Raw genomic sequence first — 14,326 nt, 5'->3', positions numbered from 1 at the left:
GGATTTAGTTTATGGCAAAGAACGTATATCAATTTGTCGATGTTGAACGTATTGATCCGCCTAAAAAGCCGATCATGGTACGTAAACATGAATTCGCGGAAATTTACCAGCCGCTAAGCCAATCTCAAACCGAAGGCCAAGCAGATCGCTGCTTGGACTGCGGTAACCCATACTGTGAATGGAAGTGCCCCGTGCACAACTATATCCCTCAGTGGTTAAGCTTGGCAAATGAAGGCCGCATCCTAGAAGCTGCGGAACTTTCTCACAAAACCAACAGCTTGCCTGAAGTATGTGGCCGCGTATGTCCACAGGACAGACTGTGCGAAGGTGCATGTACGCTGAATGATGATTTTGGCGCTGTTACCATTGGTAGTATTGAAAAATACATTACCGATACGGCATTCAAAATGGGCTGGCGCCCAGATATGTCTGACGTGGTATGGACCGATAAGAAAGTGGCGATTGTAGGTGCCGGCCCTGCGGGTCTTGCATGTGCTGATATTCTGGTTCGTAACGGTGTTAAACCTGTTGTTTACGACAAATACGAAGAAATTGGTGGTCTACTTACATTTGGTATTCCGTCTTTCAAATTAGAGAAAGATGTAATTAAGCTACGTCGCCAAATCTTTACCGAGATGGGTGTTGAGTTCGTACTTAACACTGAAATTGGTAAAGACATCCAGTTCCAGGATTTGCTTGATAAATACGATGCAGTATTTCTGGGCATGGGTACGTACAAGTCGATGCAAGGTGGTTTCGATAACGAACACGTTGAAGGCGTATATGATGCACTTCCTTTCCTTATCGCCAACACCAACCGCGTAATGGGCCTTGAAAAGGACCCCGCTGACTTTGTTGATATGAAAGGCAAGCGCGTAGTAGTACTAGGTGGTGGTGATACCACGATGGACTGTGTTCGCACGTCAATCCGCCAAGGCGCTGCACAAGTTACCTGTGCATATCGCCGTGATGAAGAAAGCATGCCGGGCTCTCGCCGCGAAGTTGTTAACGCAAAAGAAGAAGGGGTTGAGTTTAAATTTAATCTTCAGCCGCTAGACATCGCAGTAGACGAAAATGGTAAAGCGTGTGGCGTTAAGCTGGTTAAAACCGAAATGGGGCCGCCTGACGCCAATGGACGCCGCCGCCCTGTTGAAGTAGAAGGTTCAGAGCACGTACTAGAAGCTGACGCGGTAATTATCGCCTTTGGTTTCCAGCCAAGCCCTGCGCCATGGTTTGCTGACTTCGGCATTATGCTTGATGAAAAAGGCCGTGTGCGTGCGCCGTCGGCTGGCAAATTTGCATTCCAGACCTCTCACCCGCAAGTATTTGCCGGTGGTGATATGGTGCGTGGTAGTGACCTGGTTGTTACTGCTATCGACGAAGGTCGCAAAGCTGCCGAAGGTATTATGGATTACATAGGCGTTTAACCGTCGCTCTCAAGTCGCTTTATAAAAAGCTCGATAGTTTTGCTATCGAGCTTTTTTTTAAATAAAGAGATACGATTTACATTAGCCAATATAATGGAGTTGCGAATTGGTAGCTTTCACAGCGGCCTTTATATTCTGAGTCAACTGTTGACCACCTTCATTCCCAATGAATGCAGATACTAAAAAACGTAAGCAGCATACTAGAAACGTTGAAAATATACGTTAATAGACCAAGGTTTAGTTGATGTACAAGAGCAACAGCTCTAGTATTTTAAACTCAAATAAAAACTAAATTGATCAAGAGCCTATATATGAAGAACTGGGATGTTAAAAGACTCGCTATGTATCTGACCTTATTTTCAGGCATCAGTGGCTTATCTCATGCTACCTATGCTAATAGCCTTTCGGTAGAGGCAACCTCAAAAGAAGGTCTTTCCGATAAACCCAGCATAGTGTCTTGCCCTTCAGAGTTTCAGCAGGTGAAAATTGCACAAGATGCTCGTCAATGCCAGGCCTTTGACGAACCATTGACGTCTGTCATGGTGTATCATTCACCTGCCTCTCCCGACGCTATGGTCAATCTTTATCAAGTGGCGCACCCTGGATTAAAAACTCACTCACCAGTCAACGGCCGTACACTACTGTCCTCTCAAGACAAAACCGTCAGGGTTATTGTAAGCCCTGATAAGACAGGTTCTCAAATCGATATTCTGGTTACCTCGAACGCTAATTAAGCCCTACTTTCAAAGGTCAGAGTGAAACATCCTCATGTTGGCATCTGGCTTGCAAATTCATCGTAAACAACACGATGACAACCTCTGGCGTCATTTTTCTGACACCAGAGAAACGAGAGTAAACAGGCTAGTTTGCCAGACATAAGCTGGCACCGCCTTCAAACTCTACTGTCATTGGCTTTTATTCTTGATATTTGCGAGGGTTACGATGGAATTGGCAATTATTCTAATGATGTTACTTATTGTCGTTGCACTAGGTGCCATAAAATTGTCAGACGGTGGAGTCGCTTTTCCTTTCAGGCGAAAACCACAGTTGTTTACGCCAGTAGAGCACACTTTTTTAAACCTTATAGAACAGGCTATGGGGCGAGAGTTCAGGATTGTATGCCGCGTGCGTCTTAACGACCTGGTATCGGTACGTCAATCTGCCAACAAGAAGACGGCAAGCCAAGCGCTTAGCAGAGCATCAAGCAGACAACTCGACTTTGTGTTGGTCGACAAACAAGATATGAGCCCGGTAATGGCTATCGACTTAGTCCATAGCCAAGGTAAAGAAGGTTACAAAGCACAAAAGGATTGGTTTGTAACCGGTGCGCTAGATGCAGCAGGCCTTCCTCACGCACGAATTAAGGTAAAATCTGGCTACACCGTCGATGACATTCGCGAATGCTTAGAAAACAAACTTATTCCGTACCGACGCTTACAAAATAAGATGGCACAGTTACCCGTACACAACCCTGAGCCGCCTAAACGCCCAACGCGCCCAGTGCGTTCGAGCAGACCAGCGGCCGCCTGATAAGATAGTTTCACACTTCCCCTGGCCTTTGCTGCTTTACTGTTTTCTTACTCTCAAATAGTGGCAACAAAGGCATTTTTCTGTCAGTTTTTTGGTTTTCCTTATACAATTAATCCATTCGTTAAACTCCCTTAACACCCTCGGTATAGTTATGAAAAAAATTGGTATTTTAGGTGCAATGGATGAAGAAGTTGCGCTACTTAAAGCGTCACTTTGGAATGTTAAAGAAACCCAGTGGAAGCATCTTACATTTTATGAAGGCACCCTTGACGACATAGAAGTGGTGTTAGTCAAATGCGGTATTGGCAAAGTTGCAGCCGCTATCGCCACTACTGTACTCATTGAACAATATTCACCAGATGCTGTGGTTAACACGGGCTCTGCTGGTGGTTTCGACAAAAACCTAAACATTGGTGACTTAGTGATTGCCAGTCACGTTATCCACCATGATGCTGATTTGACCCACTTTGGTTATAAGCTGGGTCAATGTGCAGGAATGCCTGAAGATTTCCGTTGCGATACAACATTAATGGAAACGGCCCGTACCGCTGCGGCAGGTATAACGTCGCTTCAGTCGACCACAGGTTTAATCTGTACGGGCGATGCATTTATAGGTAGCGATGAAGCGGTAGCAGAGTTGCGTGAAAACTTCCCAGACATGAAAGCCGTCGAGATGGAAGGCGCAGCTATTGGTCAAACCTGCCATATGCTCGACACGCCATTTCTTGTCATTCGTTCGTTATCCGATATTGCTGGCAAAACATCATCGGTAAGCTTTAAAGAGTATTTAGACACTGCCGCTAAACATTCTGCACAACTTGTTATGGCAATGATTAAAGCCTTAGCAAAGTAGGATGGCAGACGTAATTAGCGACTGGCAATACCAGCCGCTATTCGTACTTTGGTTGGCTATTGCCGTAGATTCACTATGGCGCTGGCCCCAAAGTACTCACCCCTTAACGCTGATGCGCTACCTTGTTTTACAAATGGGGCGTAAAGTCGTGCCCTCCTCCAACTACGGTCCGTCTCAGCACTACATTTCAGGCACCTTAGCTGCGCTGGTACTTCTTGCACCACTTATAATTTGCTTAGCTATTTTGGTTTATATGGCGCAGTACCCCGTTTTCTTTGAAGCAGTTATTCTTGTTGCATTACTCGATTTTGGCTACCAGCGTCAGCAGTATAAAAAAGTATTGGCAAGCGTGGGCAGAAACAAAAAATCCCTCGCGCGAGAAATGGTCCAAACCATTACTGCTCGTCAATGTAATTCACTTACCGATATTGGGGTTGCCAAAGCCGCGATAGAATCGCTATGGCTCAAGTTTCTTTACCTTTATTGCGGCGTGATTTTTTACTTTGTGGTAGCGGGACCAATTGGCGCACTCATTTATCGACTACTATTGCTTACCTCTTGGCAGTGGCACCACCGCACGCCAGAAATGGCACTTTTTGCCAAACCTGTACGCAAACTTGTTTATTTACTCACCCTTCCACCAGCCGCCATCGGAGGATTGATAACGCTGCTAATAAGCCGTCCTTTAAAAGGAGTTCGCGCTATAAAGCGTTCGCCATTGAAAGATAAAACGTCGTTGTTGCTGGCACTTCTAGGTGGTGTACTTAATGTGAAATTAGGTGGCCCAGCAATTTACGCAAATAAAAAATTTCGTTACCCCCGAGTGGGTGGAGGTAATGAGGTTAAGTATTCTCATATGCTATTGGCCCAAAGTACTGTCACTCACGCCATGATAGCGGTTAGTGCTTTTGCCTCGTTAGTATTGCTTACAATGGCAACGACACTATGAAGGAAGTTGGCCTAATGAAAACCTTAATCATTGTATTTTTTTGCTATTTGCCTCTTCTTACGCTCGCTGATTCAGCGTCAGATACCGACACACTGCAGCAGACAAACGCAGATCTAGTTGACTCCGCCGACATAGCGTCTATCCCGCCATCACGCTCAGAAGCGCCCCCTAGCGAACTAAAAATAGTCAGCCTTGCTCCTCATTTAACCGAGTGGGTATTTAGTTTAGGTTTAGGTTCCAACCTTGTAGGCGTCAGCGACTATAGCGATTACCCTGAAGCAGCGAAAAGTATTGAGCGCGTCGCTGATTTCCAAGGGGCTGATATTGCTGCAATAGTGGCATTAGAACCGGATCTAATCTTGGCTTGGGAAGGTGGCAACAAACCGCAAGATATCCATAAACTTGCTTCAATGGGGCTTCGCGTATTTAAGAGTAAAGTTGAAAAGATTTCAGATATTGCGAGTGAAATAAAAAGGCTTGGTGCTCTTACCAACACGCAAAAACAAGCCACCCAGCTCACCAATGACTTTCTCGACGACTTAAACGCGCTTAAACGCGAATATGATAGTCGCCCATTGAAACCGGTTTTTTACTATTCATGGACAGCTCCACTAATGACAATCGGCCCTAATGCATGGGGCAACAAGCTTTTAAATATTTGTGGTGCACAGACTCTATTTTCAGATAGTCCCGTAGACTATCCTCAAGTCTCAATTAAAGAAGTACTTATCCGACAACCGCATGCACTTATTGCGGCATCTAAAAGCTCGCACCAAGAACTAGACATATTCTGGCGTGAACATCGGAATTTCCTTGATGCGCCTCTCGTTGTTGTCAATCCCGACGTAACAAGCCGTTTTTCGCTGCGATTAATAAATGAACTAAAATCGCTATGTGAAGGTATTAAATAAAACGCATAAGCGTTATACTTAAGTTTAAAATATCGATAAGAAGGTAAGAGCACCATTTCATGCGGATTGTTGTTGCGGGTTTTCTAGTTGTTGTCAGTATTGCATTATTTGTGTCGCTTCAGTGCACGGCAAAAGCGACTGCGCAAGCCTCGGTCGCAGCTTCCCCTTATCTTATTGAACGAGTCGCGAATAACGATTGGCTGCTTATTGACGTCCGCTCCCCCGAAGAGTTCGCCGATGGTCATATTCCCGGTGCAGTCAATATGCCCCATGAAAACATCAATGATTACCTTAGCGATTTAGAAGATCACAAAAACAAGCCTATTATAATTTATTGCCGCTCTGGCAGGCGAGCAAAATTGGCTATGAAAGTATTGGAAGAGCTCGACTTTTCTGAAGTCATGCACTTAGAAGGTGATATGTTAGGTTGGAGCGCCGCCGGCATGACAGTTGACAGAATGTAGCTGTGATCTTCAGCTAGTTTTTTTGTACCTTCCGCTGAACAAGTTTTACTGTGTTGTTGCCCCTTGGCTGATTACTGTGTGTAAATGATCCCCTGTGATACACTCTTTGTATTCGACAATTGCATGAACCTCCTATGAAAATAGATATCGCTACCCCTGCCATGTTGTTTCCGGCAATTTCTTTATTGCTTTTAGCCTATACCAATCGCTTTTTAACTCTTGCAACTATCATCAGAAACTTTTCGAAAGAAGAAAAGGACGACAATACGCAAGCACAAATAAAAAATCTTCGATTGCGTATTCAGCTTATTAAGCGCATGCAAATAGCGGGTGTGGGCAGCTTTTTTCTGTGCGTGGTATCTATGCTGGCGATTTACCTTACCTATCAACAAGTAGGCAACTGGGTATTCGCTGCAAGCTTAGTGTCGCTACTATATTCACTATGGATGTCGGTAAGAGAAATTTTGATTTCTGTGGAAGCATTAGATGTACACCTTGACGGAATGAAAAACGCTCCACAAAAAGAAAAAGTATGAAACCCTCTAACCATCTGAGCCACATAATTCAGAGTGACATTTACTACGAGCCGTTAGCGCCTGAGTTTTTTGCTGGCGTTATTTCTCTTGGTAACCTAGTGCACGGAGACAACTACCTGACCGATGCGTTGCTCGCCGATTACTACACCAAAAGTTTTGTTGGAAATACTAATGCTAGCTGGGTAGCACTATACAAAAATAAAGTGGTGGGTTTCAGGCTTACCTTTGCACATACGCAGTGGCAAACCGATGAGTGGTGTACGCCTACTCTTTGGCCCGTAGAGTCAAATACCGTATGTTATTTCAAATGCAACACTGTAGACCCCGCCATGCAGGGTTGTGGAATTGGCAGTGCGCTATTACGCAAGTCTATAAAGTGTGCGCAAGCTCAAGGTGCAGAAGCAGGTTTAGCACATATTTGGTTGGCAAGCCCTGGTAACAGCGCATTTAAGTATTTCACAAAAAATGGCGGGCAGCTTATCAAAAAGCACCCTAATAAGTGGCGCTACGCTTCTATTCACGAAGGCTACGACTGCCCTGTTTGCCACGGTTTTTGCGAATGTGAAGGAGCAGAAATGCTACTTCAATTTTAAGCATACTTTACTGCACAACGTTTTAGTCTATGATCTACGACCCCCTTATTTCCCGCGGCGTTTCATCAATGTTGCCTGCGCCCGACAGTTACTGGCACGCTACACACAAAGTGCCTACACTACCGCCGTTGAACAAAAAGGTTAATTCCGAATACCTCGTTATAGGTGGTGGCTATACGGGCCTATCCGCTGCAATCACGCTTGCTCAAGCTAAGCAAGACGTTACGTTACTTGATGCAAATTCACTCGGGTTTGGCTGTGCAGGCCGTAATGGTGGTTTTATCCTCTCAGGTAGTGGTCGACTGAGCTTAAGTGCCATAGAAGACAAATGGGGGCGTGGTATTGCAAAGGCTATGCAAGGCGAGTTTGATGGAGCAGTACACCTTCTTAAACAACGTATTGCTGACTTTAATATGCAGGTTGATGTAGTGGAAGGCCCCTATTTAAAGCTGGCTCATAACCTTAAACAAGCCAAGCAGCTTTGCGCCAGTGCGAAGCACCTTGCTACTCATTTCAATGTACCTAGCACTTTGCTTAGTAAAACAGAATTAACTGCGCGCTTAAATATTGAGGGCACTCACGGTGGTGTGGAGTTAAAAGGCGCGTGTTTACACCCACTAAAATTAGTAAGCGAATATGCAAGGGTAGCAAAGGAACTTGGCGCCACGCTTTTCTTCGACTCGCCGGCTATTCGAATCGAAAAAAGCAACAAAGGATATCTAGTTACCACTCCAAGCGGTTCTGTATCGGCCAAACATATACTTATTGCCACTAACGCTTATACACCTAAACGCTTTCACGACAGCGTGGACCATAAACAGTTTCCGGTACAATCGAGCATTTTTGTCACTGCTCCTATGAGCCATGAACAGCGCGAGCGATCAGGTTTAACAACGCCGATGAGCTTTATGGATACACGCATGATGAAATACTACTACCGTGTACTGCCAGATGGCCGGTTATTGTTTGGTGGCCGTGGTGCCGTACAAGGGAAAGATGCCAATAGAGCTTCTGAGAAACAGCGCCTATATCGCGCAATGCTAAATAGCTTTCCTTCGCTTAGCGGTATTACTATGGATTATTTTTGGAGTGGTTGGGTTAGCGTTTCGCTAGACAGTATGCCGCGAATTTTCGTCGACGATCAGCCTAGCGGCAACAATGCAAGCCGCTTTAGAGGAAATATAGGCTATGCCATGGGATACTGCGGCTCAGGTGTTTCCTTTGCTGCCTTCGCCGGGCAACGACTGGCTCAACGTATGATGGGGACTAGTGATATTGATTTATCCCTTCCCCTCTATCGCTCGCCGCTTAAAACCTACCCTTTTGCAAAAGCGAGAAGGCTTGCGCTGCATAGCTTATACCAATGGGCGAAAATTGCAGAGCGATAACCAAGTTGATATTTTCTTGTTGCAGACCATGTTAAGCATTGCATTCTGTATATAATTTAGGCTATCTTAGGTTTCACCTCTTTGACGGAGTTACCTCATGTCATACATCGATGCCTTTGCTGTAGCCGTTCCCACTGAAAATAAAGCGTTATACATTGAACACGCCAAGCTTGCTGGCGATATCTTTAAAGAATATGGCGCGACTAAAATACTCGAAGCCTGGGGTGACGATGTCCCCGACGGAGAAGTAACGTCGTTTCCTTTAGCGGTAAAAGCCAAAGAAAATGAAACCGTGGTGTTTTCTATCGCGTTCTGGCCATCAAAAGAAGTACGCGATACTGCGTGGAAAAAAGTAATGGAAGATCCACGTATGCAGGATAACGAAAACCCCATGCCTTTCGACGGTAAACGCCTTATTTACGGGGGCTTCGTACCAATGCTGGAATTATAACACTATCAGTTTCAGCTATTTCATATCTTCTATTTTCTTTAGCGCCGACGGCAAATCGGCGTTTAGCTTTTTGTACCTGCGGTATACGATATAGACGACCACGCTGTTTATCACCAGCTGCGTGCCCCACAGAGTATAGGCGTTGAACATGACTACGTTGAAAATGGCTAATACAAATAACCCACACCAAAGTACTGCACACCCATAAAGACTAATTTTCCAGTAATGTAACTGCTGCTGTAGCTGGGTTTGTTTAAATGACAGCATCGAATGCACATCTAACGTTTGAGCTTTCCACTGTTTTTGTCTTACCCGATATCCCCATACCCCAAAAGCGGCGGGGATAGGCGCCAGTGCAGTGAATAGCAAAAGTTGGTACGTGGAGAGCGGCTCAAACAATACCAAAGTCAAACACCACACTGAAACCGCAAGCCCGAGTAGCAAATCAACGGCACCTTTTAGTTTTAGTTTAAACCTCGCGCTTTTGATTTCTTTAATCAGTGAACCTGTATCTACCGAAGGGGTTGCATCCTTATAGGCACTTTGCCACTGTGAAAATTGCTTATCTAACTCGCTCATTTGCGGGCTGTTGGCGCTAGTATCTGATTCTTGGTCACGCACACCTTCTCTGTATTCGCTAACGAGTTTTTTATCCTCGCTAATGGCTTTTTTATCTTCGCTAATGGCTTCTTTATCTTCGCTAATCACTTTTTCGTTTTCGCTCATGGCTTTTTTGTTGTCGCTCATGGCTGCTGCTCCATTACCTGAGTAAGCTGTTGGCGGGCTCGATCTATTCGCTTGGCGACAGCGCCCTCGTTGATGCCCAACATATTGGCTATTTCTATCTGACTGAACCCCTCTAGCATCATAGAAAGTACCTGTCTGTACTTTATTTCTAGCTGACGTAAGCCTGTCATAAGATCCATCGCATTCTCTTGCAAGGTCGCATCACGAGATGAACCGGCGCCCGCTGCATTAGAGGGGTCAAATTCTCCGTCGTGTGTGAACTCTTTGCGTCGCTGCTCTTTAATTACGTGGTCTACCGCCTTGTTATGCGCAATTTTGGCCACAAAGGTTTTCACACTCGCCTCACCGCGAAAGCCCTTATCACTACCTTTCGAAGCTCCATCAAAGGCACGCCAGACCGCCAGTGACATTTCTTGTATCAGTTCATCTTGAAGTGATTTATTGGCCTCAAACGTTGCGGCAATACGCGCCATAAGCGGCGCGTATTCACTAAGCAGTTTTTCTATTTGAATGGTTTCTTTCACTGCAATTCCATTTTTATTCTTATTAATTCCACGCATTAAATAGCTGGTAACTTTTTTGTTGTCGATTAGCGAAACAAACGTTGGTAAGCAATAAAGCACACACAAGAAACAACAGGGCCGAACACTAACCCCGACAGGGCGAAGGTATAAGGTGCAAGTGCAACTGTTAAGAAAATCATGGCACCTATTACCAACATTGGCTTATAAGCTCCCGCTACAGTAGCAATACTATTTGAAAATGACGCTGAAAGTGAACGATGCTTTAAGATAAGCAACATAGGTACAAATAAAAGCAGTAGGTTTATTGGTGTTGCCGAGCCCATCATTAGACTTACTTTCCACGCCGGTACGTCTACCACATTACCGCTTGCTAATGCCGCTACTGGTTCTGCTCCCATTAACATAGCGCCAATTTGAAACTGGATCCATGCGATCAACGGGCCGGTTAAACTCCAAAGAGCAATGTTTGCCCATGAACGTACGGTTCCTCCCGTTAAGCTTACCTTGCCTTTTACCGCTAAATTAGCAATGGCCAACCACATTACTGTGGCTAAAAGCGGGCTTACCCATTTAGATATCCCTAAACCTACAGGACCTGCCAAAGCCTGCATGAGGCCAGCAGTAAGTAGCGTAGCAAATGAGAGCCCTAATAGTTTAAATGGCGCTTTTGCAAAAAGCTGCCAGCCCTCTTTAAGCCATGTAAGCGCTTCTTTAGCTGGAAGACTTTGGTTAACTTGTTGGTATGTTGCACGGGTTGTAGTTACAGTTGTCATCACATTATCCTTTTGCATTGCGTAAGCGTTTATTTAGAGGTCCGTTGACCTAAGTATCTTTGGAATTTCACCCCGGCTGCTACGCGTAAACTGCTCATCGTACAGTTGGGATTATTGTTTAACTTTTCCCCTATAGACGATGGCTATGACAAAAACCTGACAAACTTTTTTTAAAAAAAGTGAAGAAATTTAAATATCCAATTAAATCAATCAATTAAACCCAAAAAAGCAAATCCCTCACGCCCAAACGGGAATTACAACGCTGTTGCATATCAGCAAAAAATCCTTTTTTTAGAAAGATCGCCCTTTCTTGAACGAGATATTTAAGGCAAAAAAAAGCCCGCTTCAATGAGCGGGCTTTCAAAAAATATTAGAAAAACATTAGGCTAGCGTAATACGCGCAAACTTGCGTTTGCCCACCTGATACACGTTTTCACCTTTTTCGGTGATAACTAAACGAGTATCTTCCACTTTATCACCGTTAATTTTAACTGCGCCTTGCTTAATCATGCGCATAGCATCTGAAGTCGAACCTACAAGGTTAGCTTCTTTCAGCAAGTTACCAATGGCAATACCTTCATCGCTTAATGCAATTTCAAGCTCGGGCATGTCATCCGGAATGGCATTTTTCTGGAAACGTTGAATAAAGTCCTGATGCGCGCCTTCTGCCGCTGCATCGTCATGAAAGCGTGCAATGATTTCTTTCGCCAACATGATTTTAATATCACGCGGGTTTTCACCGTTAGCAACGCGAGTTTTAAGCTCTGCAATCTCTTCTAGCGGACGGAAACTTAGAAGGTCGTAGTAACGCCACATCAAATCATCAGAAATAGACATCACTTTACCAAACATGTCGTTTGGCGCGTCTGTAATACCAATGTAGTTGTTTAAAGACTTAGACATCTTCTGAACGCCATCTAGACCTTCAAGAAGCGGTACCATCACTATAGATTGCTGCTTTTGGCCTTGCTCTTTTTGAAGCTCACGACCCATTAGCAAGTTAAATCGCTGATCTGTACCACCTAATTCAACATCTGACTCTAGTGCAACAGAATCCCAACCTTGGACTAACGGATACAGGAACTCATGAATAGCGATTGGCTGGCCGTTGTTATAACGCTTTTTGAAGTCGTCACGCTCTAGCATGCGGGCAACGGTCTGGCTTGCCGCAAGTTTAATCATGCCTGCAGCGCCAAGGCCATCCATCCATTCTGAGTTAAAACGTATTTCTGTTTTATCTTCATCAAGGATCTTGAAGACCTGTTCTTGATACGTTTTTGCGTTATCTAATACCTGTTCTTTACTTAAAGGCTTGCGTGTTACATTTTTACCTGTAGGATCGCCAATTAGGCCAGTAAAATCGCCAATAAGAAAAACAACTTTGTGGCCTAGTTGCTGGAATGTACGCAACTTGTTGATCAACACAGTGTGACCAAGATGCAGATCAGGCGCAGTTGGATCAAAACCCGCTTTGATGGTTAGGGTTTTGCCGGATTTTAGTTTTTCAATTAAATCCTCTTCGGGGAGTATTTCATCAACGCCCCGTTTAATCTCAGCTAGCGCTGTTTGCCAATCTTTCATTTGTACGTCACACTCTTAAAAAAACTGTATATTCAATATTGGCGGGCATTTTACGCGTACAACGGAACCATTAAAAGGTTTGCGCGTCAAAAAACGGATTACAAACAGTCATGTTGTTAAACCCAACGGCTTTTAGTGCGCAATTTAAAAGCAAGTTTAAGAGCTATTGGGTATAACAATTTGCGCTAACAATATAATGAGAAAAGTTGCATTTTTGAGCAACGTATGTGAAATAGTGATGTGCACATAACATTTCTCAGGTGGGCAGTAGTATGAGAAAGAAATTAGACGCTTCAAAAGCGCTCAATTTATATAAAAAATTACCGAAACAGCACAGAACTGGGTTAGCTGTAGCTAGCTTATTTCTGGGCGGGCTTATTCTTTTTCCAAGTGAAACAGTAGAAGCGAGTCGTCATCAAGACGCACATATTTTAGATGCAGGTGTTCGCTATCCTGTAGAACTTAATATTACGCCATCGACTGATGTATTTTCGAATGAAGAAGAATCTACATGGCAAACATATCGAGTACGAAGCGGCGATACCCTTGCAAAACTATTTAAGCGCGCAGGCTTCACGTCACGAGACGTTTATAATGTTACCCAGGCGGGTGAATTAACTAAAACATTAGTTACCCTACTTCCTGGCGATGAATTATCTTTTAAGGCTAAAAAAGACGGAAGTTTCGGTGAGTTGAAGTATAAATTATCTTCAACGGAAACCCTGTTCGTGCGTCCGGATTCAACTGATGAAAACAGTAGCCTTGTCGCTGAACTAGAAAAGCGCGATGTAGACATTCGCTACAACTTCGCGCAAGGTGAAATACATTCAAGCTTTTGGAACGCAGCCAGCGATGCAGGCTTAACCAGCAACCAAATAATGAATTTGGCGGGTATTTTCGGCTGGGATATCGATTTCGCCATCGAGATCCGCTCTGGCGATACCTTCAACGTGGTATTCGAAGAGCAATACATCGACGGTGAATTTGTTGGTTACGGCGATATTGTTGCAGCGGAATTCACCAACCAAGGCGAGCATTTTAGCGCTATTCTTCACGAAGATGGCACTTACTACACGCCTGAAGGCCGCAGCATGCGTAAGAGCTTCCTGCGTGCGCCAGTGAACTTTAGATATGTAAGTTCTAACTTTACAAAAGCTCGCTTTCATCCTGTGCAAAAGCGTTGGAAAGCGCACCGCGGTACAGATTATGTTGCAGCAGTTGGTACGCCAATTATGGCTGCGGGTGACGGTAAAGTAATTAAAGCTGGATACGATAAATACAACGGTCACCATGTATTCATTCAGCATGGCGAGAAATATACGACCAAGTATCTTCATTTTAAAAAGCGTGCTGTGAAGGTAGGAGATACGGTTAAGCAAGGCCAAACCGTGGGCTATTTAGGTAGTTCAGGTATGGTTACTGGCGCCCATCTTCACTATGAGTTCTTAGTGGATGGTGTTCACCGAAACCCTCGTACGGTAGAGTTACCAAAGGCCCTGCCCATAGCTAAGGAAGAGAAAGAAAGGTTTATGGAAATAGCAGCAATACGCCAAGAGCAGCTAGATAATAACAAGCGCATTATGCTTGCAATGAAATAGC

At 44.4% G+C, this 14,326-nt stretch carries 16 protein-coding genes; 12 read left to right on the top strand and 4 right to left on the bottom strand.

The window, feature by feature from the left end; all coding sequences use genetic code 11:
* Positions 1-11: 11 nt before the first annotated feature.
* From E5672_RS09040 to E5672_RS08990, 11 genes are all read left to right on the top strand, one after another.
* Positions 12-1,427, top strand: a complete 1,416-nt coding sequence (locus E5672_RS09040; RefSeq protein WP_131137574.1) for an FAD-dependent oxidoreductase — start codon at positions 12-14, stop codon at positions 1,425-1,427.
* A 311-nt stretch (positions 1,428-1,738) separates the two neighbouring features.
* A complete protein-coding gene (locus E5672_RS09035) occupies positions 1,739-2,161 on the top strand; it encodes a hypothetical protein (RefSeq protein WP_136781897.1) in 423 nt (140 codons plus the stop codon).
* Positions 2,162-2,369: 208 nt separating this feature from the next.
* On the top strand, positions 2,370-2,957 hold the full coding sequence (locus E5672_RS09030) for a DUF2726 domain-containing protein (protein WP_136781896.1): 588 nt from the start codon (positions 2,370-2,372) through the stop codon (positions 2,955-2,957).
* Between the two features lie 151 nt (positions 2,958-3,108).
* Positions 3,109-3,810: a 5'-methylthioadenosine/adenosylhomocysteine nucleosidase gene (locus E5672_RS09025; RefSeq protein ID WP_136781895.1), complete on the top strand. Its 702-nt coding sequence runs from the start codon at positions 3,109-3,111 to the stop codon at positions 3,808-3,810.
* A 1-nt stretch (position 3,811) separates the two neighbouring features.
* Positions 3,812-4,759, top strand: coding sequence for a cobalamin biosynthesis protein CobD/CbiB (locus tag E5672_RS09020; protein WP_136781894.1), 948 nt, complete (start codon positions 3,812-3,814; stop codon positions 4,757-4,759).
* 14 nt (positions 4,760-4,773) lie between these two features.
* Entirely contained in the window at positions 4,774-5,670 is an 897-nt protein-coding gene (locus E5672_RS09015) for a cobalamin-binding protein (RefSeq protein WP_136781893.1), read from the top strand.
* A 59-nt stretch (positions 5,671-5,729) separates the two neighbouring features.
* Positions 5,730-6,134: a rhodanese-like domain-containing protein gene (locus tag E5672_RS09010; protein ID WP_136781892.1), complete on the top strand. Its 405-nt coding sequence runs from the start codon at positions 5,730-5,732 to the stop codon at positions 6,132-6,134.
* A gap of 134 nt (positions 6,135-6,268) precedes the next feature.
* A complete protein-coding gene (locus tag E5672_RS09005; RefSeq protein WP_071815818.1) occupies positions 6,269-6,670 on the top strand; it encodes a DUF2721 domain-containing protein in 402 nt (133 codons plus the stop codon).
* Complete coding sequence (locus tag E5672_RS09000; RefSeq protein ID WP_136781891.1) at positions 6,667-7,263, top strand: GNAT family N-acetyltransferase; 597 nt, start codon at positions 6,667-6,669, stop codon at positions 7,261-7,263. The genes E5672_RS09005 and E5672_RS09000 overlap by 4 nt, the downstream gene beginning before the upstream one ends.
* 29 nt (positions 7,264-7,292) lie before the next feature.
* Positions 7,293-8,651: an FAD-dependent oxidoreductase gene (locus E5672_RS08995; protein WP_136781890.1), complete on the top strand. Its 1,359-nt coding sequence runs from the start codon at positions 7,293-7,295 to the stop codon at positions 8,649-8,651.
* Positions 8,652-8,748: 97 nt separating this feature from the next.
* A complete protein-coding gene (locus tag E5672_RS08990) occupies positions 8,749-9,102 on the top strand; it encodes a DUF1428 domain-containing protein (RefSeq protein ID WP_136781889.1) in 354 nt (117 codons plus the stop codon).
* Between the two features lie 15 nt (positions 9,103-9,117).
* Here E5672_RS08990 and E5672_RS08985 read toward each other — a convergent pair whose 3' ends face one another.
* The 4 genes from E5672_RS08985 to tyrS all read right to left on the bottom strand — a co-directional run bounded on the left by E5672_RS08985 (position 9,118) and on the right by tyrS (position 12,727).
* A complete protein-coding gene (locus tag E5672_RS08985; RefSeq protein ID WP_240692197.1) occupies positions 9,118-9,849 on the bottom strand; it encodes a hypothetical protein in 732 nt (243 codons plus the stop codon).
* Complete coding sequence (locus E5672_RS08980; RefSeq protein WP_136781888.1) at positions 9,846-10,373, bottom strand: RNA polymerase sigma factor; 528 nt, start codon at positions 10,371-10,373, stop codon at positions 9,846-9,848. The genes E5672_RS08985 and E5672_RS08980 overlap by 4 nt, the downstream gene beginning before the upstream one ends.
* 65 nt (positions 10,374-10,438) lie before the next feature.
* Entirely contained in the window at positions 10,439-11,146 is a 708-nt protein-coding gene (locus E5672_RS08975; protein ID WP_136781887.1) for a hypothetical protein, read from the bottom strand.
* Positions 11,147-11,527: 381 nt separating this feature from the next.
* Positions 11,528-12,727, bottom strand: coding sequence for a tyrosine--tRNA ligase (tyrS, locus tag E5672_RS08970; protein WP_136781886.1), 1,200 nt, complete (start codon positions 12,725-12,727; stop codon positions 11,528-11,530).
* 272 nt (positions 12,728-12,999) lie between these two features.
* Here tyrS and E5672_RS08965 point away from each other — a divergent pair, with 272 nt between their 5' ends.
* Positions 13,000-14,325 carry an OapA family protein gene (locus E5672_RS08965; protein ID WP_136781885.1) on the top strand — a complete coding sequence of 442 codons (1,326 nt, stop codon included), beginning with the start codon at positions 13,000-13,002 and terminating at the stop codon, positions 14,323-14,325.
* Position 14,326: the final 1 nt, after the last annotated feature.

The organism is Alteromonas portus (genome assembly GCF_005117025.1).
In the GTDB taxonomy this organism is placed as follows: Bacteria; Pseudomonadota; Gammaproteobacteria; order Enterobacterales; family Alteromonadaceae; genus Alteromonas; species Alteromonas portus.
Note: the sequence above shows the minus strand (reverse complement) of the source record. Positions and strands in the feature narration are given on the sequence as shown.